The sequence below is a fragment of the Kitasatospora sp. NPDC058162 genome, from assembly GCF_042884005.1.
Taxonomy (GTDB): domain Bacteria; phylum Actinomycetota; class Actinomycetes; order Streptomycetales; family Streptomycetaceae; genus Kitasatospora.
This window is the reverse complement of sequence record NZ_JBHVUS010000029.1, coordinates 93,025-115,489: the sequence shown is the minus strand read 5'-3', so window position 1 is coordinate 115,489 and position 22,465 is coordinate 93,025. Positions and strand designations below refer to the sequence as shown.

Annotated in this window: 18 protein-coding genes and 1 rRNA gene; 8 read left to right on the top strand and 11 right to left on the bottom strand. The window is 73.1% G+C overall.

The window, feature by feature from the left end:
- Nucleotides 1-80, top strand: a 5S ribosomal RNA gene (rrf, locus tag ACFVXG_RS34955); the annotation flags it as partial.
- A gap of 51 nt (nucleotides 81-131) precedes the next feature.
- On the opposite strand, the gene ACFVXG_RS34950 is transcribed toward rrf, so the two are convergent.
- Complete coding sequence (locus tag ACFVXG_RS34950) at nucleotides 132-593, bottom strand: GNAT family N-acetyltransferase (RefSeq protein ID WP_387933502.1); 462 nt, start codon at nucleotides 591-593, stop codon at nucleotides 132-134.
- Between the two features lie 133 nt (nucleotides 594-726).
- Entirely contained in the window at nucleotides 727-1,518 is a 792-nt protein-coding gene (locus ACFVXG_RS34945) for a VOC family protein (RefSeq protein ID WP_387933501.1), read from the bottom strand.
- A 187-nt stretch (nucleotides 1,519-1,705) separates the two neighbouring features.
- On the opposite strand from ACFVXG_RS34945, the gene ACFVXG_RS34940 reads away from it, so the two are divergent.
- From ACFVXG_RS34940 to ACFVXG_RS34930, 3 genes are all read left to right on the top strand, one after another.
- The gene (locus tag ACFVXG_RS34940; protein ID WP_387933499.1) at nucleotides 1,706-3,940 is read left to right on the top strand and encodes an ATP-dependent RecD-like DNA helicase; all 2,235 of its coding nucleotides are present in this window, start codon (nucleotides 1,706-1,708) and stop codon (nucleotides 3,938-3,940) included.
- A 225-nt stretch (nucleotides 3,941-4,165) separates the two neighbouring features.
- Nucleotides 4,166-5,455, top strand: a complete 1,290-nt coding sequence (locus ACFVXG_RS34935; RefSeq protein WP_350507441.1) for a citrate synthase — start codon at nucleotides 4,166-4,168, stop codon at nucleotides 5,453-5,455.
- Between the two features lie 544 nt (nucleotides 5,456-5,999).
- Nucleotides 6,000-6,719 carry an SDR family NAD(P)-dependent oxidoreductase gene (locus ACFVXG_RS34930; protein ID WP_387933497.1) on the top strand — a complete coding sequence of 240 codons (720 nt, stop codon included), beginning with the start codon at nucleotides 6,000-6,002 and terminating at the stop codon, nucleotides 6,717-6,719.
- Between the two features lie 67 nt (nucleotides 6,720-6,786).
- On the opposite strand, the gene ACFVXG_RS34925 is transcribed toward ACFVXG_RS34930, so the two are convergent.
- From ACFVXG_RS34925 to ACFVXG_RS34915, 3 genes are all read right to left on the bottom strand, one after another.
- Nucleotides 6,787-9,069, bottom strand: coding sequence for a heavy metal translocating P-type ATPase (locus tag ACFVXG_RS34925; protein ID WP_387933495.1), 2,283 nt, complete (start codon nucleotides 9,067-9,069; stop codon nucleotides 6,787-6,789).
- Between the two features lie 65 nt (nucleotides 9,070-9,134).
- The gene (locus ACFVXG_RS34920; RefSeq protein ID WP_387933493.1) at nucleotides 9,135-9,353 is read right to left on the bottom strand and encodes a heavy-metal-associated domain-containing protein; all 219 of its coding nucleotides are present in this window, start codon (nucleotides 9,351-9,353) and stop codon (nucleotides 9,135-9,137) included.
- A 181-nt stretch (nucleotides 9,354-9,534) separates the two neighbouring features.
- Nucleotides 9,535-10,476, bottom strand: coding sequence for a PrsW family intramembrane metalloprotease (locus ACFVXG_RS34915; protein ID WP_387933491.1), 942 nt, complete (start codon nucleotides 10,474-10,476; stop codon nucleotides 9,535-9,537).
- A gap of 143 nt (nucleotides 10,477-10,619) precedes the next feature.
- On the opposite strand from ACFVXG_RS34915, the gene ACFVXG_RS34910 reads away from it, so the two are divergent.
- Nucleotides 10,620-11,789, top strand: coding sequence for a PP2C family protein-serine/threonine phosphatase (locus tag ACFVXG_RS34910; protein WP_387933489.1), 1,170 nt, complete (start codon nucleotides 10,620-10,622; stop codon nucleotides 11,787-11,789).
- A gap of 336 nt (nucleotides 11,790-12,125) precedes the next feature.
- On the opposite strand, the gene dhaL is transcribed toward ACFVXG_RS34910, so the two are convergent.
- Both dhaL and dhaK read right to left on the bottom strand, forming a co-directional pair.
- On the bottom strand, nucleotides 12,126-12,752 hold the full coding sequence (dhaL, locus tag ACFVXG_RS34905) for a dihydroxyacetone kinase subunit DhaL (protein WP_387933487.1): 627 nt from the start codon (nucleotides 12,750-12,752) through the stop codon (nucleotides 12,126-12,128).
- 11 nt (nucleotides 12,753-12,763) lie between these two features.
- Nucleotides 12,764-13,759: a dihydroxyacetone kinase subunit DhaK gene (gene dhaK, locus ACFVXG_RS34900; protein ID WP_387933485.1), complete on the bottom strand. Its 996-nt coding sequence runs from the start codon at nucleotides 13,757-13,759 to the stop codon at nucleotides 12,764-12,766.
- Nucleotides 13,760-13,906: 147 nt separating this feature from the next.
- On the opposite strand from dhaK, the gene dhaM reads away from it, so the two are divergent.
- Nucleotides 13,907-14,299, top strand: coding sequence for a dihydroxyacetone kinase phosphoryl donor subunit DhaM (dhaM, locus tag ACFVXG_RS34895; RefSeq protein ID WP_387933484.1), 393 nt, complete (start codon nucleotides 13,907-13,909; stop codon nucleotides 14,297-14,299).
- Between the two features lie 17 nt (nucleotides 14,300-14,316).
- Here the strand turns inward: dhaM and ACFVXG_RS34890 are convergent, their stop codons facing one another.
- Nucleotides 14,317-16,029 (bottom strand): bifunctional 3'-5' exonuclease/DNA polymerase, encoded by a 1,713-nt coding sequence (locus ACFVXG_RS34890; RefSeq protein ID WP_387933482.1) that lies wholly within the window; start codon nucleotides 16,027-16,029, stop codon nucleotides 14,317-14,319.
- A gap of 184 nt (nucleotides 16,030-16,213) precedes the next feature.
- Between ACFVXG_RS34890 and ACFVXG_RS34885 the strand changes: the two genes are divergently transcribed.
- Nucleotides 16,214-18,238, top strand: a complete 2,025-nt coding sequence (locus ACFVXG_RS34885; RefSeq protein WP_387933481.1) for a M3 family metallopeptidase — start codon at nucleotides 16,214-16,216, stop codon at nucleotides 18,236-18,238.
- Here ACFVXG_RS34885 and ACFVXG_RS34880 read toward each other — a convergent pair whose 3' ends face one another.
- Both ACFVXG_RS34880 and ACFVXG_RS34875 read right to left on the bottom strand, forming a co-directional pair.
- Entirely contained in the window at nucleotides 18,239-19,714 is a 1,476-nt protein-coding gene (locus tag ACFVXG_RS34880; protein ID WP_387933479.1) for a cellulase family glycosylhydrolase, read from the bottom strand.
- A 114-nt stretch (nucleotides 19,715-19,828) separates the two neighbouring features.
- The gene (locus ACFVXG_RS34875) at nucleotides 19,829-20,464 is read right to left on the bottom strand and encodes a TetR family transcriptional regulator (RefSeq protein ID WP_387933477.1); all 636 of its coding nucleotides are present in this window, start codon (nucleotides 20,462-20,464) and stop codon (nucleotides 19,829-19,831) included.
- Between the two features lie 153 nt (nucleotides 20,465-20,617).
- On the opposite strand from ACFVXG_RS34875, the gene ACFVXG_RS34870 reads away from it, so the two are divergent.
- Nucleotides 20,618-21,844: an acyl-CoA dehydrogenase family protein gene (locus ACFVXG_RS34870; RefSeq protein WP_387933475.1), complete on the top strand. Its 1,227-nt coding sequence runs from the start codon at nucleotides 20,618-20,620 to the stop codon at nucleotides 21,842-21,844.
- A 16-nt stretch (nucleotides 21,845-21,860) separates the two neighbouring features.
- Here ACFVXG_RS34870 and ACFVXG_RS34865 read toward each other — a convergent pair whose 3' ends face one another.
- Nucleotides 21,861-22,463, bottom strand: a complete 603-nt coding sequence (locus tag ACFVXG_RS34865) for a hypothetical protein (RefSeq protein ID WP_350507454.1) — start codon at nucleotides 22,461-22,463, stop codon at nucleotides 21,861-21,863.
- Nucleotides 22,464-22,465: the final 2 nt, after the last annotated feature.

Sequence of the window (22,465 nt, the reverse complement as noted above, 5' to 3'; positions counted from 1 at the left end):
TTCCGAACCCGGAAGCTAAGCCTCACAGCGCCGATGGTACTGCAGGGGGGACCCTGTGGGAGAGTAGGACGCCGCCGAACAATCATTCAGAAAAGGCCCACCCGGGTTACCGGGTGGGCCTTTTCGCGTTTTCAGAGCTTCAGCTTGAATCCGATGTGCGAGGCCGTGAAACCGAGCCGCTCGTAGAACCGGTGCGCATCCGTGCGCGTCGCGTCCGAGGTGAGTTGGACGAGGTCGACGCCGAGTTCGCGGGCGCGCTCGACGGCCCACTCGATCAGCTCGGTGCCGAGTCCGCTGCCGCGTTCGTCGGAGTGGATGCGGACGGCCTCGATGATCGCGCGGGTGGAGCCCGCCCGGGAGAGGCACGGGATCACCGTGAGCTGCAGGGTGCCGATGACGCGGCCGGCGCGTTCGGCGACGACCAGGTGCTGGTGCGGGTCCTGGTCGATGCGGGTGAAGGCGGTGCGGTAGGGGGTGAGGTCGTCGGGGTTCTCGCGGGTCGCGCCCAGCGGGTCGTCCGCGAGCATGGCCACGATCGCCGGCAGATCGCCTTCGCCGGCCCGTCGGATCGTCAGAACAGCCTTTTCAGTCATGATCAGAGGATAGGGAGACCCGGAGGGGCTGCCGGGCCTTATCTACGCCCGTAGCGTGCCTCCAGGGCCCTCCTGCCACCGCTCTGCGGTCCGCCTGCGGTCCTTCGCCGGCCCGTTCCGGTCCGATGCCGGGTCAGTCCCCGGGCCCGGCGCTGGTGATGACGGCGAAGACGGCTCCGTGCGGGTCCAGCACCTGGGCGAGCCGGCCGACTCCGTGGACGTCCGTCGCCGGGATCCGGACCTTCGCGCCGAGCCGGTCGGCGATGGCGAGGGCGGCGTCCACGTTGGGGACCTCGAAGTACGGGAGCCAGTGCGAGCCGGTGCCGCGGGCGGTGTGTTCGGGGCTGAGCTGGAGGATGCCGCCGTGGGCGTCGTCGGTGCCGCCGCCGGCCGGGGTGAGCACGGTGTAGAGCACCTCGCCGAGCGGGACGTCCTGTTCCTGCCAGCCGAAGACCGTGCGGTAGAAGGCCTTGGCCCGTTCGGCGTCGACGCTGTAGCACTCGGCCCAGCAGAGGCTGACCTGGTCGTTGACGACGTCCAGGCCGCGGGTGTCGTGCGGTTGCCAGACGGCGAAGTCGGCGCCGGTCGGGTCGGTGTAGCCGGCCATCCGGCCCGCGGTGAAGACGTTGAAGGGGGTGAACCGTACGCGGCCGCCCGCTTGTTGGACGAGTTCGGTGGTGCGGTCGGCGTCCTCGGTGGCGAAGTAGAGGGTCCAGCCGGGCAGCGTGCCCTCCTCGGCGAGCGGGCCGAGGGCGGCGACGGTGCGGCCGTCGAGCTGGAAGAAGCCGTAGCCGCCGGCTTCGGGGCCGGCCGAGTCGAAGGTCCAGCCGAACAGGGCGGTGTAGAAGTCGACGGAGGCCCGGGTGTCGGGGCTGCTCAGGTCGAGCCAGTCCGGGGAACCGGGGCGGAAGTCGGTGTTGAGCATGGCGGCACTGCTCCTCGGACGGGTCCCGTACGGGCGCGGGCGCGGTCGACGACCCCCTGGACCCTTTCAGCCTGGCACCTCGGTGGGGGCGGTGCACGGCGGGTCCGCGGGCGGTCCGGACTTGTCCGCGCAGGGCGGTACGGTGCGTAACGGAATGGTCCACCCGTACCGGTCGAAGGGGGCTCCGGTGGGCAAGCAGGCGCAGTCGGGGCAGGAGGTGCCCCGCCAGCTCGCGCAGGTCGAGGGCGTGCTGGAGCGGATCACCTACGCCAATGAGGAGACCGGCTACACGGTGGCCCGGGTGGACACCGGGCGGGGCGGGAACGACCTGCTGACGGTGGTGGGCGCGCTGCTGGGGGCGCAGGTCGGCGAGTCGCTGCGGCTGCACGGGCGGTGGGGTTCGCACCCGCAGTACGGGCGGCAGTTCACGGTGGAGAACTACACGACGGTGCTGCCCGCGACGATCCAGGGCATCCAGCGCTACCTGGGGTCGGGGCTGATCAAGGGGATCGGGCCGCGGTTCGCCGAGCGGATCGTGGAGCGCTTCGGGGTGGACACCCTGGAGGTGATCGAGAAGGAGCCGGGCCGGCTGATCGAGGTGCCGGGGCTGGGGCCGAAGCGCACCAAGAAGATCGCCGCGGCCTGGGAGGAGCAGAAGGCCATCAAGGAGGTGATGGTCTTCCTGCAAGGGGTCGGGGTGTCGACCTCGCTGGCGGTGCGGATCTACAAGCAGTACGGCGACGCCTCGATCGGGGTGGTCCGCAACGAGCCGTACAAGCTCGCCTCGGACGTCTGGGGCATCGGCTTCCTGACGGCGGACCGGATCGCCCAGTCGGTGGGCATCCCGCACGACAGCCCGGAGCGGGTGAAGGCGGGGTTGCAGTACGCGCTGTCGCAGAGCACCGACCAGGGCCACTGCTACCTGCCGGAGGAGCGGCTGATCGCGGACGGCGTGAAGCTGCTGCAGGTGGACGTGGGGCTGGTGATCGACTGCCTGGCGGAGCTGGTCGCGGGGGAGGGGGTGGTCCGCGAGACGGTGCCGGGGGAGGCGGGCGAGCCGATCACCGCGGTGTACCTGGTGCCGTTCCACCGGGCGGAGATCTCGCTGGCCAACCAGCTGCTGCGGCTGCTGCGTTCGGACTCCGACCGGTTGCCGTGGTCGGCGGACGTGGACTGGCCGGTGGCGCTGGAGTGGCTGGCGCGGCGGACCGGGGCGGCGCTGGCGCCGGAGCAGGAGCAGTCGGTGCGGCTCGCGCTGACCGAGAAGGTCGCGGTGCTGACGGGTGGTCCGGGCTGCGGCAAGTCGTTCACGGTGAAGTCGATCGTGACGATGGCGCTGGCCAAGCGGGCGAAGGTGGTGCTGGCGGCGCCGACCGGGCGGGCGGCCAAGCGGCTGGCGGAGCTGACCGGGGCGGAGGCCTCGACGGTGCACCGGCTGCTGGAGTTGAAGCCGGGCGGCGATGCCGCGTACGACCGGGACCGGCCGTTGGACGCGGACCTGGTGGTGGTGGACGAGGCCTCGATGCTGGACCTGATCCTGGCGAACAAGCTGGTGAAGGCGGTGCCGCCGGGTGCGCACCTGCTGTTCGTGGGGGACGTGGACCAGCTGCCCTCGGTGGGTGCCGGGGAGGTGCTGCGGGACCTGCTGGCGCAGGACGGGCCGATCCCGTCGGTGCGGCTGACCCGGATCTTCCGGCAGGCGCAGCAGTCCGGGGTGGTGACCAACGCGCACCGGATCAACGAGGGGAAGCCGCCGTTGACGGAGGATCTGGCGGACTTCTTCCTGTTCGTGGAGGAGGACACGGAGCGGGCGGCCGGTCTGACGGTGGACGTGGTGGCGCGCCGGATCCCGCAGAAGTTCGGCTACGACCCGCGCCGGGACGTCCAGGTGCTGGCGCCGATGCACCGGGGCCCGGCCGGGGCGGGGAACCTGAACACCCTGTTGCAGGGGGCGGTGACGCCGGCCCGGGAGGGGCTGGCGGAGCGGCGCTTCGGCGGGCGGACGTTCCGGGTGGGGGACAAGGTCACCCAGATCCGCAACAACTACGACAAGGGGCGGAACGGGGTCTTCAACGGCACAGTGGGAGTGGTGACCGCCCTCAGCGTGGACGACCAGCGGTTGACGGTGCTCACCGACGAGGACGAGGAGGTGCCGTACGACTTCGACGAGCTGGACGAGCTGGCCCACGCCTACGCGGTGACGATCCACCGATCGCAGGGAAGTGAATACCCGGTGGTGGTGATTCCGGTCACCATGTCCGCTTGGACGATGCTCCAGCGGAACCTGCTCTACACGGCTGTGACCAGGGCGAGGAAACTCGTCGTGCTGGTCGGGTCACGGAAGGCGATCGCGCAGGCCGTGAGGGCCGTCAGTGCAGGTCGGCGGCACGCCGCGCTCGATCATCGACTTGCTTCTGGATGATTATCCAACAGGATGGTTGCCTCTAATGTTCTCTTGACGTGAAGAGATTTACGGCAGAGCCTAGGGTGGTGCCGATCTTGTCCGGTTCGTACCGGCAGGGGCAGCAGGTTTTGTAGGGGCGGGCCCTTCCGGGCCACCCCGGGTGCGCGACTGTCCTCCGGATGGGGGATCGTGGAGACAGTCAGGGCACCTTGGAAGAGGATTCATTTCGTCGGTGAGGAAGACGTGAGCGACAACTCGGTAGTACTGCGGTACCAGGACGGCGAGTACGAGTACCCCGTCGTCGAGAGCACTGCGGGCAACTCCGGCTTCGACATCTCGAAGCTGCTCCCGCAGACCGGCCTGGTCACCCTGGACAACGGCTTCGGTAACACCGCCGCGTACAAGTCCGCGATCACCTTCGTGGACGGCGACAACGGCATCCTGCGGTACCGCGGCTACCCGATCGAGCAGCTCGCCTCGCAGGGCGGCTTCATCGAGACCGCGTACCTCCTGATCAACGGCGAGCTGCCCAACGCGGACCAGCTGGCGCAGTTCAACCGCGAGATCACCCAGCACACGCTGCTGCACGAGGACGTCAAGCGCTTCTTCCAGGGCTTCCCGCGGGACGCCCACCCGATGGCCATGCTGTCCTCGGTGGTCGGCGCGCTCTCCACCTTCTACCCGGAGAGCCACAACCCCTTCGACGCGGCCCAGCGCCACCTGTCGACCGTCCGCCTGCTGGCCAAGCTGCCGACGATCGCCGCGTACGCGTACAAGAAGGCGATGGGCCAGCCCTTCGTCTACCCGCGCAACGACCTCAGCTACGTCGAGAACCTCCTGCGGATGACCTTCGCCGTCCCCGCCGAGGACTACGAGCTCAACCCGGTCATCGTCAACGCGCTGGACAAGCTGCTCATCCTGCACGCGGACCACGAGCAGAACTGCTCGACCTCCACCGTGCGCCTGGTCGGCTCCAGCCACGCCAACCTGTTCGCCTCGATCTCGGCGGGCATCTCGGCGCTGTGGGGCCCGCTGCACGGCGGCGCCAACCAGGCCGTCCTGGAGATGCTGGAGAGCATCCAGAAGGACGGCGGCGACGTCGACGCGTTCATCACGAAGGTGAAGAACAAGGAAGCCGGCGTCAAGCTGATGGGCTTCGGCCACCGCGTCTACAAGGCCTTCGACCCGCGCGCCGCGCAGGTCAAGCTGCTGGCGCACGAGGTCCTCGGCCAGCTCGGCAAGAGCGACGAGCTGCTGGAGATCGCGCTCAAGCTGGAGGAGCACGCCCTCAAGGACGACTTCTTCATCTCGCGCAAGCTGTACCCGAACGTGGACTTCTACACCGGCCTGATCTACCGCGCCATGGGCTTCCCGACCAGCATGTTCACCGTGCTGTTCGCCCTCGGCCGGCTGCCGGGCTGGATCGCCCACTGGCACGAGATGATCAACGACCCGACCAGCCGGATCGGCCGCCCGCGCCAGATCTACACCGGCACCGCGATCCGCGACTACGTCGAGCTCGAGCAGCGCTGACGTCGCACCGCACCGAAAGGGGCCCGGCCGCTGCTGAGCGGCCGGGCCCCTTCGCGTCCCCGTGCCGCGGACCCGGAAGGGCCCGTGGCGCGGGGACGGAACCGTACGGCGCACGACTCCGGGGCCGGCCGCAACCGGGGACGGCCGCTCAAAGCGTCCCTGGCCCGCCACAACCCCGGCGCCGTGCGCGAAGGCCGTCGAGGAGTTCGACGACCGTTCCCGGGGCCCGCCGGAGCCCCGTCGGCGGCAGCCGCTGGAAGCGCGGGGCACGTTGCCGTTGACCGTGCCCCGCCCAGCGGAAAAACTGCCGCACTACCAACCTAAGACGTATCAGGGTGCGAGAAGTTACGCCCGGGGGGTGTGAGCTGCCTCTCGCCACGCTCCGTAGGCGCTTCGTACCGCGCCCATACCACACCTTCCCTCGCGCACGACGTCACCCTCCCCGCAGTCACGGCAACCGAGCGTGATAGGAATCGTGGCATTCCGGTACGGACCGTCGCGCCCCCTCGTCGTGCGACGGCGGAACTGGGGAGGGAGTGCGCAGATGGCCAGGAACGTCGTCGTCACCGGCGGTGGCACGGGAATCGGGTACGAAGTCGCGCGGCGGTTCGCCGAAGCGGGCGAGCACGTGGTGATCGTCGGTCGCCGTCGGGCCGTCCTGGAGAAGGCCGCGGCCGACCTCGGGCCGAACGTCACCCCGCTGGTGTGCGACCTCGCCGACCCGGACGCGGTGGAGGCCGCGCTGGCGGAACTGCCCGAGCGGGTCGACGTGCTGGTGAACAACGCCGGCAGCCGGGAGACCGTGGCCGGCGCCGGGCCGCACGCCCTGCTGGCCCGCTGGCGCGGCGACTTCGAGCGCAACGTGCTGACCGTCGTGATGCTCACCGAGTCGATCCGGGACCGGCTCACCCCGGGCTCCGGCCGGGTCGTCACCATCAGCTCCATCGCCGCCCTGCGCGGGGCCGGCTCCTACGGTGCGGCGAAGGCCTCGCTGCACGCCTGGAACCACTTCCTGGCCGCGCAGTTGGGCACTTCGGGGATCACCGCCAACATCGTCGCGCCGGGCACGGTGGCCGGCACCGAGTTCTTCGGGCCGCGGCTGGACGAGGCCGAGGTGGCCCGCCGGGCAGGCCGTACGCTGCTCGGCCGGATCGGCGAGACCGGTGAGGTGGCGGCGGCGGTCACCTTCCTCGCCTCGCCCGAGGCCGGGTTCATCACCGGCGAGATCCTGCACTGCAACGGCGGGGAACTGCTGGGGCGTTGAGCTGTGCCGAGGGGCCCGGACCGAACGCGGTCCGGGCTCCTCGGGCTGCCTGAGCTCGGGCGGGGAGTCAGCGGAAGCTGCGCAGCCGGAGGCTGTTGGTGACCACGAAGACCGAGGAGAAGGCCATCGCGGCCCCGGCGATCATCGGGTTCAGCAGTCCGGCGGCGGCCAGCGGGATCGCCGCCACGTTGTAGCCGAAGGCCCAGCAGAGGTTGCCCCGGATGGTGGCGAGGGTCCGGCGGGAGAGCCGGATGGCGTCGGCCGCGGCGCGCAGGTCGCCGCGGACCAGGGTGAGGTCGCCGGCCTCGATCGCGGCGTCGGTGCCGGTGCCCATCGCCAGGCCGAGGTCGGCCTGGGCGAGCGCGGCGGCGTCGTTGACGCCGTCGCCGACCATCGCGACGACCCGGCCCTCGGCCTGCAGCCGCCGGACCGTCGCCACCTTGTCCTCGGGGAGCACCTCGGCGATGACGTCCTGCGGCGCGATGCCGAGCTCGGCGGCCACCGCCCCGGCCACCGTGCGGTTGTCGCCGGTCAGCAGCACCGGGGTCAGGCCCAGGGCCCGCAGCTCGGCGACGGCCTCGGCGCTGGTCGGCCGGAGCGCGTCGGCGACCTCCAGGACGGCCCGGGCCTCGCCGTCCCAGCCGACCGTGATCGCGGTGCGGCCGGCCGCCTCGGCGGCGGCCTCGGCGCGGGCCAGGACGGGCGGTAGCTGCTCGGCGCGGCCGGCCGGCAGGACCGCGCGCCCGGCGGTGACCGTGCGGCCGTCCACGACGCCCCGCACGCCCCGGCCGGGCAGGCTGCGGAAGCCCTGGACCGGCGGCAGCCCGCCGAGGCGGTCGGCGGCCGCGGTGGCGACCGCCCGGGCGATCGGGTGCTCGGAGGCGTGCTCCAGGGCGCCGGCCAGGCGCAGCACCTCGGCCTCGGTGACGCCCTCGACGGTGTGCACGGCGAGCAGGGTCATCCGGCCGGTGGTGACGGTGCCGGTCTTGTCCAGGACGACGGTGTCCACCCGGCGGGTGGTCTCCAGCAGTTCGGGGCCCTTGATCAGGATACCGAGCTGGGCGCCGCGGCCGGTGCCGACCATGAGCGCGGTCGGGGTGGCCAGGCCGAGGGCGCACGGGCAGGCGATGATCAGCACGGCCACGGCGGCGGTGAACGCGGCGGTGGGGCTGTCGGTGGCCAGCAGCCGGCCGACCAGGGTGGCCAGGGCGATCAGGATGACCGTCGGGACGAAGACCGCGGAGATCCGGTCGGCCAGCCGCTGGGCGGAGGCCTTGCCGTTCTGGGCGTCCTCGACCAGCTTGGCCATCCGGGCCAGCCGGGTGTCCGCGCCGACCCGGGTCGCCTCGACCACCAGCCGGCCGCCCGCGTTGACGGTGGCGCCGGTGACGGTGTCCCCGACGGTGACCTCGACCGGGACGGACTCGCCGGTGAGCATCGAGGCGTCCACCGCGGAGCTGCCCTCGACCACGGTGCCGTCGGTGGCGACCTTCTCGCCGGGGCGCACCACGAAGCGCATCCCGACGGCCAGCCGGTCCACCGGCAGGCGGACCTCGCGACCGTCCCGGAGGACGCCCACGTCCTTGGCGCCGAGGTCCAGCAGGGCGTGCAGGGCCGCGCCGGCCCGGCGCTTGGCGCGGGCCTCCAGGTGGCGGCCGAGCAGGATCAGCACGGTGACGGCGGCGGCGGTCTCCAGGTAGAGCGTGGTGGAGGGGTCGGTGTCGCCGATCGCGAAGGAGAACGCGTGGTGCATGCCGGGCAGGCCGGCGTGGCCCCAGAACAGGGCCCAGCAGGACCAGCCGAAGGCGGCCAGGGTGCCGAGCGAGACCAGGGTGTCCATGGTCGCGGCGCCGTGCTTGAGGTTGGTCCAGGCGGCGCGGTGGAAGGGCAGGCCGCCGTACACGACGACCGGGCCGGTGAGGGCGAAAGCCAGCCACTGCCAGTTGGTGAACTGGAGGGCCGGGAGCATCGAGAGCAGCACCACCGGGGCGCTGAGCACGGCGCTGATCAGCAGGCGGTCGCGGCCGGGGGCGGCGGGCTGTCCGGGGTCCTCGTCCGGGCTGGGGTGGTCGGCGTTTTCGGGGGTGGGGTCGGGGGTGGCGGGGGCCGGGGGCGGCGGGAGTTCGGCGGTGTAGCCGGTCCGCTCGACGGTTTCGATCAGCTCCGCGACCGTGACGCCGGGGCCGTAGTCGACCCGGGCCTTCTCGGTGGCGAAGTTGACCGTGGCCTCGACGCCGTCCATCCGGTTGAGCTTCTTCTCGATCCGGGCGGCGCAGGAGGCGCAGGTCATCCCGCCGATCGACAGCTCGACCCGGTCCCGTGCCTCGACACCGGGGGCGGAGATGGTCATGCGGAGGCTCCTTGGTCGGGGCTCACGGCGGGGGCCTGTGCTGGCCCCCGCCGTACCGGGACGGCTCAGGCGGCGGGGCCGACCAGCTCGTAGCCGGCCTCGTCGATCGCGGCGCGGATCTGGTCCTCCGCCAGCGGGACGGTGGAGGAGACCGTCACGGTACCCGCCTGGGAGTCGGCGGCGACCTCGGTGACACCGGCCAGCGCGGACAGCTCCTCGCTGATCGCCTTCTCGCAGTGGCCGCAGCTCATGCCGGACACGGTGTAGGTGATGGTGCTGGACATCGGGGCCTCCTGGAGGTCGGTGCGGGTGCTGGCTCTGCTGCTTCCCGGCTCTTCGAACACCATACCCCTCCGGGGTATTTCCCGGAGGGGTGGGGTGACGCGGATCGCATCGTAGGCGACTGCCGCGGCCGGGGCGGTTTTCGGGTGGGGCCCGGTCGGGTCGGGTCCGGGTGGGGCCCGGTCAGGCTGGTGAGGAGGGGTGCTGTGCCGGGATCGGCGCGGTGGGCTCGCGCCGCACCAGCAGCCGCAGCCAGAGCAGCCCGCCCAAGGAGACCACGAGCAGCCCCGCCGTGTCGTACACGGTGTACAGGTGGACCTGCTCGCTCGACGGGTTCGGCATGTAGCCCAGGTCGAACAGGGCGCGCTGGAAGTCGCTCGTGGTGGTCCGGGCGACCAGCCAGACGGCGATGCCGCTCATGCTGTCCCAGAGCGCGTGCAGCAGCGAGACGCCCAGGTAGGTGAGCAGTACCGGGACGGTGAAGCGGAAGCGCCCGGCCCGCCGCTCCCGGAACAGCACCCCGCCGATGATCGCCGTCCACAGGATGTGGCCGACCGGGGCGAGCACCCCGCGCAGGATCTCCGTCTCCACCAGGTCGTCCAGGGACAGCCCCTGGATGCTCAGCACCGCGTTGAACGCGTACCCGGCGCTCTCGAACGCGGCGAACCCGGCCCCGACGGTGGCGCCCAGCACCAGCCCGTGGCGCAGCCCGCCGCCCCGCAGCCGGCGGCACACCAGCACCAGCGCGGCCAGCTTGACGGCCTCCTCGATCAGGCCGACCCCGACGTACATCCACACCGAGGGCGAGAGCAGGTACGTCTCCAGCACCGAGGCGCCCAGGACGCCGATCACCCCGCCGATGCCGAAGCAGGTGAGGATCCGGTCCGGGCCGAGGTCGGCCGCGTACCGCTCGTACGCCCAGATCACCACCGTGGCCGGGACGAGGAAGCTGCCGAGCAGCACGATCGTCGGGACCAGGTTGGTGTTGTCGGTGAAGAAGGTGACCAGGACGGTGCAGGCCCAGAGCAGCAGGCCGGTCAGGAAGAACTTGACCCAGTGGTGGGCCAGGGTGACCGTCGGGGCGGGGGGTGTGGTGATGCGCGGAGCGGGTCGGTAGCCGGACACCGGGCAGGGCCTCCTCTGAGTAGCCGCTTTGGTCGAACTTTATGACAAATCAGGCAATTGGGACTGGCGGGAGTGGGGGTGGGGGGAGTGGGGGTGAGGTGGGCGGGTGGTTCGGGGGCGTGATCGTCCCTTATGTTCGGTATGTGTTCCCGATCCGCCGTGCCCAGTCGCCCTCGGCCCCCACCGCCGCCGGGCTGCCGCCGGCCCGGCGACGCGGCGCCCTGATGGCCGCCGACCTCCAGGACGTGCCGCTCTGGCGGCGGGCCACCCCGGCGCTGCTCGCCGTCCTGCTGGTCGCACTCGCGGACCTCCTCTCCGGCAAGGACCGGTACCTCGCACCCCTGATGACCGTCGTCCCGGCCGTCGCGGCGCTCACCCTCAAACCCGGCGAACTGCTCGCCGTCTGCGCGGTCGGGCTGATCGCCGTCTTCGGACTCAGCCACTACGACCAGGTCGACAACATCAACGACGCCCGCTTCCTTTACGGTGCGATGGTCAGCTACCTCGTCCTGACGCTGTTCTCGGCCTGGGTCGCCGGGGTCCGGATGCGGCGCGCGGCCGCCTTCGCGGCGGTCAGCTCCGTCGCCGAGGCCGCCCAGCGGGCCCTGCTGCGGCTCCCCGGGCCGGTCGTCGGGCCGCTGCGGCTCGCGGTGCGCTACGTGTCCGCGGCGGACGCCTCACGGATCGGCGGGGACCTGTACTCGGTGCTGGAGACGCCGCACGGCACCCGGGTCGCGGTCGGGGACGTCCGGGGCAAGGGGCTGGCCGCCGTCCAGACCGCGGCGGTGGTGCTCGGCGCCTTCCGCGAGGCCGCGTACGACGAGGCCGGGCTGCGGGGCGTCGCGGCGCGGATCGAGGCCAGCGTCGAGCGGCACGTGCCCGACGGGGAGTTCACCACGGCGCTGTTCGCGGAGTTCCGGCGGCCCGGGGAGATGGAACTGCTCCAGTACGGGCACGTCGCGCCGATCAGGGTGGACGGGGAGGGGCGCGCGCACGTGCTGGACGCGCCCGACCCTTGGGTGCCGCTGGGCCTCGGGCGGCTGGCGTCCGGTGAACCGACCACCTGGGGGCAGCCGTTCGGGGCGGAGGACGTCCTGGTGCTGTGCACGGACGGGGTGATCGAGGCGCGGGACCGCAGGAGCGGGGAGTTCTATCCGTTGGCGGAGCGGGTGGGGCCGTTGGTACGGGGGGCTGGGCGCTCGGCGGGGGAGTTGGAGGCGGCGGTGGGGCGGGTGTATGCGGATCTGCTGGCGCATACGGGTGGGGAGTTGAGGGATGACGCGTTGTTGTTGTTGATTGCTTGGACGGGCTGAGGGGTTCCGCTGCGCGGGGCTGGGGTGGGGTGGGTGGCTTTCGGGAGGGTGGGTGGGTCCGGGGGCGGTTCCGGGGGTGGGTGCTCCGGGGGCTGGATGATTTTCGGACCGCCGACCCTCATCGAGGGGGGTTGAGACCGTTGGCGGTCTGAAAATCACCCGTCACGCCCCTCTCCGCACCCACCCCCTCCACCGCCCCCTCCCGCAGCGCGTCCCTCTCGCCTTGGGCGGGGGAGGGGGAGGTGGGGGGTTGGGGTGGGTGGGTTGGTGCGGGTTGGTGCGGGTTGGTGCGGGTTGGGGGTGCGGGGTGGGTGGGTGTGGGTTGGGGGTGGGGTGTCAGGTGGCGGTGGTGGTGGCGAGGGCGCGGAAGATGAGGGCGGTGGAGGTGGCGCCGGGGTCTTGGTGGCCGGTGCTGCGGGGGCCGAGGTAGGAGGCGCGGCCCTTGCGGGCCTGGAGGGGGATGGTGTCGAGGGCGCCCTGTTCGGCGGCTTCGGCGGCGGCTGCGGCGGCCTCGGGGAGGGGGGCTCCGGTGGTGGCTGCGGTGTGGAAGGCGGCGACGGCCGGGGTCCAGGCGTCGACGATGGTTTTGTCGCCGGGGTCGGCCTTGCCGAGGGTGCGGATCGCGTCCAGGCCGGCGGCGAGGGCCTCGGCGAGGGTGGTCGGGGTGGCGGGGCCGGGGAGGGCGGCGCCGATGGCGCGGAAGGCCTTGCCGTAGAGGGGGCCGGAGGCGCCGCCGACCTTGGAGATCAGGGTGGTGCCGGTCTTGGTGAGGACGGCGCCGGGGGTGTCGGGCCGGAGGTCGTCGAGGGCGGTGAGGACGGCGGCGAAGCCGCGTTGGAGGTTGCTGCCGTGGTCGCCGTCGCCGATGGCGGAGTCGAGGTCGGTGAGGTGGGTTCGGTTCTGTTCGACGGCCGTGGCGATGGTGCGGATCCAGGTCTCGGCGAGGTCGGTGTCGAAGTCCATGCCGGTTCCCTTCAGGCGCGCTTGAGGGCGGGGGTGTCGACGGGGGCGTCCCAGAGGTCCAGCAACTGGGCGTCGGCCTTGGTGAGGGTGAGGGAGAAGCCCGCCATGTCGAGGCTGGTGACGTAGTTGCCGACCAGGCTGCGGGCCACCGTGATGCCGTGCCCGGCGAGCCGGGCGGCGACCTCGCCGTAGACCACGTACAGCTCCAGGAGCGGGGTGCCGCCGAGGCCGTTGAGCAGGGCGATCACCTCGTCGCCCGGGGTCAGGTGGTGGTCGGTGAGGATGGTCTCGACCACCTCGGCGGCCAGTTCGCGGGCGGGGCGGAGCTTCTCGCGGCGCCGGCCGGGTTCGCCGTGGATGCCGACGCCGACCTCGATCTCGTCCTCGGGCAGGTCGAAGCCGGGTTTGCCGGCGGCGGGGACGGTGGCGGCGGTGAGCGCGATCGCGAAGGAGCGGGAGGCGGCGTTGACGCGCTCGCCGAGGGCGGCGACGTCGTCGAGCGGTGCGCCGCGTTCGGCGAGGGCGCCTGCGGTCTTCTCGACCAGGACGGTCGCGCCGGTGCCGCGGCGGCCTGCGGTCCAGGTGGAGTCCTCGACCGCGACGTCGTCGTTGACCAGGACGGTGCGGACCTCCAGGCCCTCCTCGGCGGCGAGTTCGGCGGCGAGCTCGAAGTTCATCACGTCGCCGGTGTAGTTCTTGACGATGAAGACGACGCCGGCGCCGTTCTCCACGGCCTTCGCGGCGGCCAGCATCTGGTCCGGGACGGGGGAGGTGAACACCTCGCCGGGGCAGGCGGCGTCGAGCATGCCGGGGCCGACGAAGCCGCCGTGCAGCGGTTCGTGGCCGGAACCGCCGCCGGAGATCAGCGCGACCTTGGGGCCGGTCGGGCGGGCGGCCCGGGTGATCACCCGGTTGGGGACGTCGACCGTCAGCTCGGGGTGGGCGGCGGCGACTCCGGCCAGGGCGTCCTCCAGGACGCTCTCCGGGGTGTTGATCAGTTTCTTCAACGTTCTTCGCTCCCTCTGGTGACCGCGGTGGGGACGCAACAGCCTGGGGCCGACGCTACGCCAGACGGGGGGTGGGGGCACGGGGTGCGACACGCGCGGTTCCGCTCACCCTTCCGGAGCAGTGGGGTGGGGTCTAGGGTCGGGCGCATGAGTGGACGGGTGGGCATTGTTCTGGTTTCGCACAGCGCCCGGCTCGCGGAGGGGCTGCGGGAGTTGCTGGGGGAGCTCGCCCCGGACGGCGTGCGGGTGGTGGTCGCGGCCGGGACGGAGGACGGCGGGCTCGGTACCAGCTACGAGCTGATCGCCGGGGCGGTCGCGGAGGCGGACGGCGGGGCGGGCGTGGTCGTGCTGCCGGACCTCGGCAGCTCGGTGCTGACCGCGGTGACCGTGCTGGAGGACGAGCCGAGGCCGGGGGTGAGGCTGGTGGACGCGCCGTTCGTGGAGGGCGCGGTGGCGGCCGCCGTCACGGCCTCGACCGGGGCGGGGCTGGCCGAGGTGGTCGCGGCGGCGGAGGAGGCGCGGTCCTTCCGTAAGTTGTAGCGGTTGTTCGGTGGGGGTTATTTGGCGTCGGCGTAGCAGTCCACGACGGCGGTGCTGAGGGGGAACCGCACCGGGGTGTCGCCGAAGACCAGTCTTCGGGCTTCGTCGGCGGCCTCGGCGACGGCGGTGGCCACCTGCTCGGCCAGGTTGGCCGGGGTGTGCACGATCACCTCGTCGTGCTGGAAGAACACCAGGTGGGGGCGGTCCGCCGGGACGGGCACCGGCAGTTCGCCCAGCCGTCGGCGCAGTGCCGCCAGCAGGGCGAGTGCCCAGTCGGCGGCGCTGGCCTGGATGACGAAGTTGCGGGTGAACCGGCCGCGGGCGCGGGCGGTGCGGCCGCCGGTCTCGCTGCCGGCGTCGGCCTCGGTGAGGTCGAGGAAGGCGTCGGAGGCCGGCGGGCAGACCCGGCCGAGCCGGGAGGCGACCACGCCGCCGTCCTCGCCGGTGCGGGCGGCGGCCTCGACGTAGCCCATGGCGGCCGGGTAGCGGCGGCGCAGGGTGTTCAGCAGCGGGCCGATGTCGCCGCTGGTCTGCCCGTACATGGCGCCGAGCAGGCCGAGCTTGGCCTTGTCGCGGTCGCCCTGGAAGGCCTGGGCGGCGAGCGCCTCGTAGAGGTCGCCGCCGGCGGCGGTGCGGGCCAGCTCGGAGTCCTGGGAGAGCGCGGCGAGCACCCGCGGTTCCAGCTGGGCGGCGTCGGCGACCACCAGCAGCCAGCCCGGGTCGGCGACCACGGCGCGGCGCAGGATGCGCGGGATCTGCAGGGCGCCGCCGCCGCGGCTGGCCCAGCGGCCGGAGACCACGCCGCCGACCACGTACTCGGGCCGGAAGCGGCCGCCGCGGGCCCAGGCGTCCTGCCAGGCCCAGCCGTGGGCGACGTGGATCCGGGCGAGTTCCTTGTAACGGATGAGGAGTTGGGCGGCGGGGTGGTCGATGTGCTTGAGCTCCCAGGAGCGGGTGGAGGTCAACTGGATGCCGGCCTCGGCGAAGGCGCGCAGCACCTGGGTGTGCGAGTCGGGGTTGAACGGCTTGGCGCCGAGGGCCTGTTGGAGTTCGACGGCGAGGTCGGCGAGCACCCGGGGCTGGGTGCCGGGGACGGTGGGGCGGGGGCCGAGCAGGTCGGTGAGCAGCCGGTCGTGGACGTCGGAGCGCCAGGGCAGGCCGTCGTGGGCGATCTCGGCGGCCACCAGGGCGCCGGCCGACTCGGCGGCGACCAGCAGCCGGAAGCGCTGCCGGGCGGCCGGGTCGGTGATCGCGGCGATCCGCCGCTGCTGTTCGGCGTGCACGGCGACCACGGCGGCCAGCGGGTCGGCGCCGGGCGGCAGTTGCAGCCGGTCCGGGGCGAACAGGGTGTCCTGGCCGTCGTCCGCGTCGGACAGGCCCGGTTCGGGCAGGTCGTCCGGGACGGGCAGGCCGTGCAGCCGGGCCCAGGCGGCGCCGAGCGAGCGGGGCGCGCCGAAGCGGCCCTCGTGGCCCAGCAGCAGCGCCTCGACCAGCCGGAGGTCGTGGCAGCGGGCGAGCCGGTCGGGCAGCCGGGGCAGCAGTGGGGCGTACCCGGAGTCGGCGGCGGCCCAGACCCAGCGCGGGTGGGCGGTGGACTCCAGGGCGGCGACGGCCGCGGCGAGGTCGCGGACGGCCTCCGGCGGGCCGAGCGGCCGGCCGGCGTCGTCGAGCGGCTGGAGGCGGCCGCCGGGGCCGTGCGGGTCGGGCGCGAGGGCGGTTCTGGGGGCCACGGCGGGCGTCTCCTCTCCTGGGGGTGTTGCGGCGGGGCGTCCGGGGGTGTGGGGCGGGTCGGGTGTGCGGGTGGGGCGCTGGCGTGCGGACCGGGGCCCGTGCCGTCGACGTTAACGGGTGGGTCTGACAACGATGACCAGGGGTGTATGGGCACGCGGGGTGACACCGCGTAGGGTCGGCGAAATGACCGAGAACCCGTTCTTCGCGGCCAGCCCCCTGGTCTACGAACTGCCTCCCTACGCCGAGATCCGGGAGGAGCACTACCTGCCCGCGTACGAGCGCGGGATGGCCGAGCAGCTGGCCGAGATCGCGGCGATCACCGACGACCGCGCCCTGCCGACCTTCGAGAACACCCTGGTGGCCCTGGAGCGCTCCGGCGGGCTGCTGCGCCGGGTGGACGCGGTGTTCCGCAACCAGTCCTCCTCCGACACCACCGACCTGCTGGACGAGGTGGAGGCGAAGGTCAGCCCGCTGCTCGCGGCCCACCACGACGCGATCCACCTGGACCAGCGGCTGTTCGCCCGGATCGAGGGGCTGTACGGGGACCGGGCCGCCCTCGGACTGGACCCGGAGTCGCTGCGCCTGCTGGAGCGCCGGTACACCGCGTTCGTCCGCTCCGGGGCCCGGCTGGGCGCCGCCGAGCAGGCCCGGCTGCGCGAGCTGAACGCCGAACTCGCCGCGCTGGGCACCACGTTCCAGCAGAACGTGAACGCCGCCACCCGCTCCGCCGCGCTGGTCGTGGACACCGCGGAGGAGCTGGCCGGGCTGTCCGAGGGGGCGATCGCCGCCGCGGCGGAGAACGCCCGGGTGCTCGGCCACGAGGGCCGGTACGTGCTCAGCCTGAAGAGCCCCTCCAACCAGCCCGAGCTGGCCCAGCTGGCCGACCGCTCGGTGCGCGAGCGGCTGCTGGCCGCCTCGCTGGCCCGGGCCGGCGAGGACAACGGCCCGCTGGCGATCCGGATGACCGAGCTGCGCGCCGAGCGGGCCGTGCTGCTGGGCTTCCCGAGCCACGCCGCGTACGTCGTCGCGGACGAGACGGCCGGCACCGTGGAGGCGGTGTCCGGGCTGCTGGCCCGGCTGGTGGAGCCGGCCGTGGCGAACGCCCGCCGGGAGGCCGCCGAGCTGCTGAAGGTGGCGGCGGCGGACGGCATCGAGGAGCTCGCCGCGCACGACTGGGCGTACTACTCGGAGAAGGTCCGGCAGTCCTCCTACCAGGTGGACGCGGCGGCGCTGCGCCCGTACTTCGAGCTGGAGCGGGTGCTGCGGGACGGCGTGTTCTTCGCCGCGAAGCTCGCGTACGGGCTGGAGTTCACCGAGCGCCCGGACCTGACGGCGCACCACCCGGACGCCCGGGTCTTCGAGGTGTTCGAGGAGGACGGCACCGCGCTGGGCCTGTTCATCGGGGACTTCCACGCCCGGGCCTCCAAGCGCGGCGGCGCGTGGATGGACGAGCTGGTGGGCCAGTCCGGGCTGACCGGGCGGCGGCCGGTGGTGCTGAACAACCTCAACGTCCCGCGCCCGGCGCCGGGCGAGCCGGCCCTGCTGAGCTGGGACGAGGTGCGCACCCTGTTCCACGAGTTCGGGCACGCGCTGCACGGCCTGTTCTCGGACGTCCGCTACCCGCTGTTCGCGGGCACCGCGGTGCCGCGGGACTTCGTGGAGTTCCCCTCGCAGGTCAACGAGATGTGGATGGTCCGGCCGGAGGTGCTGGCCAACTACGCCCGCCACCACGCCACCGGGGAGCCGCTGCCGGTCGAGCTGGTCGAGCGGATGACCGCGGCCGAGGGCTTCGGGGAGGGCTTCCGGACGGTGGAGTACCTGGCGGCGACGCTGCTGGACTGGGCCTGGCACACCCTGCCGCAGGGCCACCGGGTCGAGGACGCCGAGGAGTTCGAGGCGCGGGCGCTGGCGGAGGCCGGCATCGCGGTGCCGGCGATCCCGCCGCGCTACCGCACGTCGTACTTCCAGCACATCTTCTCCAGCGGCTACAGCGCCGGGTACTACGCGTACATCTGGTCGGAGGTGCTGGACGCGGACACCGTGCGCTGGTTCGAGACCAACGGGCAGCCGGTGCGGGACAGCGGCGAGCTGTTCCGGCGCGAGCTGCTGGCGCGCGGGTTCGGCCGGGACCCGCTGGAGTCCTTCCGCGCGGTGGTCGGCCGGGCGCCGGAGACCGCGCCGCTGCTGGAGCGCCGCGGTCTCGGCTGATCACCGGGCGGTGAGCGTGACCGTCACCGGGGTGCCCGGGCGGGCGTGCGGGAGCCGGATCCGTACGGTTCCCGCCCGCCCGCCCGCGGGCTGCCCGACCTCGACCCGGGCGTCGGCCGGGGAGACGGCGACCCGGGCGCCGTGCGGGAACGCGGCGGGCGGCAGGACGAGTTCGCTGGTGCGGCCGGTGCCGTCGGCGGCCCAGCGGACGGTGCTCGCGGTGGTGCTTCCGGTGGTGCTCCCGGTGGTGCGGACGTCCGTGCCGGCGACGGCCGCCGGGTACGGGCCGAAGGCGGGTTCGTCGCCGGGCGCCGGGTGCCCGGCGGGGTCGAGGGCGCAGTAGCCGCCGGTGCCCCGGCACCAGTACCACATGGTCCAGCCCTCGGCGAAGCCGTCCATCGCGGCGACCTGGCGGCGGACCAGCAGGGTGTTGCCCGGGGTGCGGGAGTCGGGCGGGCCCCACTCGCCGACCAGGACCGGCAGGTGGTGGGCGGCCGGGTAGTCGGTGATCGCGGCGGCGTACTGCTCGACGAAGCCGTCGGCGGGGTTCCAGTCGGCGCCGTTCTCCACCGCGGTGTCGTAGAAGTGCGGGGCGTAGCCGAGCCGGGGGGCGCCGGGGCGGGGGTCGGTGAAGCCGGGGAGCCGGGTGGGCACGCCCTGGCCGACCAGGACGGTCGGTTCGACGAACAGCCAGGCGCGGTCGTCGGACCGGCGCACGGCGGTGATCAGGCGGCGGTACATGTCGGCGAGCCGACCCTGTTCCAGGGTGGCGGAGGCGGCGGCGAGCACGGCCGGGTCGGTCGGGTCGCCGTCCACCGGGCCGAACGGTTCGTTGAACAGGTCGTAGCCCAACAGCGAGGGGTGGCCGCGCAGTTCGCGGGCCAGCCGGGTGTAGAAGTCGGCCTGCCAGGCGCGCAGGTCGGGGTCGTCGTAGAGGTGGCGGAAGGCGGCCTGGACGGCGGGTTGGAAGTAGCCGGCGAACCAGTCCTTCGGGTCGGGGGTGAACGGCAGTCCGTCGTCGCGGGTGGCCCAGCGCGGGATGCCGTTGGTGCCGCCGCCGAACTCCGGCCCGTAGACGTCCTGGTGGAAGTCGATCAGGACGAGCAGGCCGGAGCGGTCGGCCTGGTCGAGGAGTCGGCGGATCCGGTGCAGTTCGGCCTGGTCGAGGCGGCCGCGTGCGGGCTCCAGCCTGGTCCAGGAGACCGGCAGCCGGACCAGGGTGAAGCCCTGGGCGGCGACGGCGGCGAGGTCGGCCGGGGTGGCCTCGGCGTACTTGTCGAGGTTGAAACCGCGCAGTTGGAGCCGGCGGCCCCGGTCGTCGGTGAGGGCGGTGCGGCCGTCCGGGCCGGTGGCCGTCCCGGTGGGGAAGTGGGCCCGGGGCCGCTCCGGGGCGGCGGCCGCGGCCGGGCCCGGGGCGGCGGTCAGGGCGGCGGTGGCGGCGAGCAGCAGGGCAACGGCGGTGCGGCGCAGGCGCATCGGGGACCTCGCACGGCGGGGGTGGGGCCCCGATGATGCCCGCGGGCCCGGGGGCGGCACAAGGGTCGTGCGGGCACGGGTCGTGCGCGCAAGGGTCGGGTGCGGGCCGGGAGTTCAGCCGGCGTCCGGGCCGGGCGGGTCGGCCGGGGCGACGGGCGGGACGGCGGTCGGCAGGTCCGCGGCGGCGGCCAGGCGGCCCCAGAGCAGGTCGGCCAGGGCCTGCACCATGCGGGTGCGCGAGCAGGGTCTGGTCTCCAGCCACCAGTCCCCGGCGGCCAGCACCATCCCGGTGATGCCCCGGCCCCAGGCCTCGGCGAGCAGGTCGCGGTCGGCGCCGAGGTCGACCTGGCTCTGCACGGCGCGGGTGATCTCCTCGGCGATCCGCCGGAGTGCGGGGGCGAGGGCGTTGCCGGCGCCGCTGGGGTCGCCGGGTTCGGGGTGGGTGAGCAGCCGGTAGACCTGGGGGCGGGCTTCGATCCCGGCGAGGTAGGTGTCCAGGACGTGCTCGACCCGGTCGCGGCGCTCCAGCGGTTCGGCCAGGGCGGCCCGGACGGCGGCCAGCAGGCCGCTGGTGTGGCGTTCGGTCAGGGCCTTGATCAGGCCGTTCCGGTCGCCGAAGTGGCGGTAGAGGATCGGCTTGGTGATGCCGGCCTCGGCGGCGATGGCGTTCATGCTGGCGGTCGGTCCCTCGCGCTGGATGACCCGGTCGGCGGCGTTGAGCAGTTGCTCGCGGCGGGGCTCTCGGGACATGCGCTGCTCCTCGGGATTCTGGGCGGCCTGGGCGTTGACACCGGTTACCAATCAGTAGCAGACTCCGACGATGTTACCCGGGGTAACACCCCGGTGGGTCGCATCCGGCGGCCGTGATCCCTGCGTCGTCATCCCTTCTGCGGAGGCTCCACCATGAGCAGCACGTTCTCGCTGGACCCGGGCGCGGACCAGCTCGCCGTACGCGACTGGCTGCACGGCTTCGCCGCCGACGTGATCCGCCCCGCCGCGGCCGAGTGGGACGAGCGCGAGGAGACCCCCTGGCCGGTCATCCAGGAGGCCGCCAAGCTGGGCATCTACTCGCTGGACTTCTACGCCCAGCAGTACTTCGACCCCTCCGGCGTCGGCATCCCGATCGCCATGGAGGAGCTGTTCTGGGGCGACGCGGGCATCGGGCTGTCCATCGTCGGCACCACGCTGGCCGCCGTCGCGGTGCTCGCCAACGGCACCGACGAGCAGATCGGGACCTGGACCCCGCAGATGTTCGGCACCCCGGACGACGTCAAGGTGGCCGCCTTCTGCTCCTCCGAGCCGGACGCCGGCTCCGACGTGGGCGCGCTGCGCACCCGGGCCGTCTACGACGAGGCCAAGGACGAGTGGGTGCTCAACGGCACCAAGACCTGGGCCACCAACGGCGGGATCGCCGCCGTGCACGTGGTGGTGGCCAGCGTCGACCCGGAGCTGGGCACCCGCGGGCACGCCTCCTTCGTCGTCCCGCCGGGCACCCCCGGGCTGAGCCAGGGCCAGAAGTTCAAGAAGCACGGCATCCGCGCCTCGCACACCGCCGAGGTGGTGCTGGACGGCGTCCGGGTGCCCGGCAGCTGCCTGCTCGGCGGCAAGGAGAAGCTGGACGAGCGGCTGGCCCGGGCCCGCGAGGGCGTCAAGCGCTCGGGCGGCCGGGGCAACGCGGCGATGGCCACCTTCGAGGCCTCCCGCCCGGCCGTCGGGGCGCAGGCGATCGGCATCGCCCGGGCCGCGTACGAGGTGGCGCTGGACTACGCGAAGACCCGGGAGCAGTTCGGCCGCCCGATCATCGACAACCAGGGCGTGGCCTTCCAGCTCGCCGACATGAAGACCCGGATCGACGCGGCCCGGCTGCTGGTCTGGCGGGCGTCCTGGATGGCCGCCAACAACCAGCCGTTCACCGCGGCCGAGGGCTCGATGTCCAAGCTGTACGCGGGGGAGACGGCCAAGTTCGTCACCGCGCAGGCGATGCAGATCCTCGGCGGCAACGGCTTCACCCGGGAGTACCCGGTGGAGCGGATGCACCGGGACAGCGCGATCTACACGATCTTCGAGGGGACCAGCGAGATCCAGCGGCTGGTCATCGCCCGGGCGATCTCGGGGATGCCGATCCGCTGAGGCCGGACGGTGAGGACTACCGGGTGAGCCAGAAGGTGAGCCCGGCGGTGAGGGAGCCGACCACCGCGCCGACGATGGTCTGCGCGGTGGTGTGGTCCCGCAGCACCACCCGGGACCAGCCGATCACCGCGACCAGCGGGTAGAGCAGCAGCCAGAGCGGGCCGAGCGCGATGCCGAGGCAGGCCACCGCGCCGGCCGCCACGGCGGTGTGCACGGAGACCTTCCACCAGACGGTGATCACCAGGATCGGCACCAGCGAGGCGAACATCGCCGCCACCATCGCGGTGAGGTCGCGCGGGGCGTGCGCCAGGATCATCACCGCGAAGCTGACCGCGACCGAGCCCATGATGAACGGGATGACGGTCAGCCGGCGCTGCCGGTGGCCGACGTGCCGGTCCTCCAGGGTGCCCTTGCGGATGCCGCGCTGGATGAACAGGGTCGGGATGACGGCCGCGAACAGCGCGGCGAAGGCGGCCCAGCCGAGGCCGGGCCAGCCGTAGCGCAGGGCGCCGATCAGCAGGCAGACCGCGATGATCACGTTCTTCGGCTCGACGCCGTCGGTGACCCGGCGGGCCCAGGTCGTCCGGCTGGTGGGGGCGGTCGTGGCCTCGGTGGTCATCG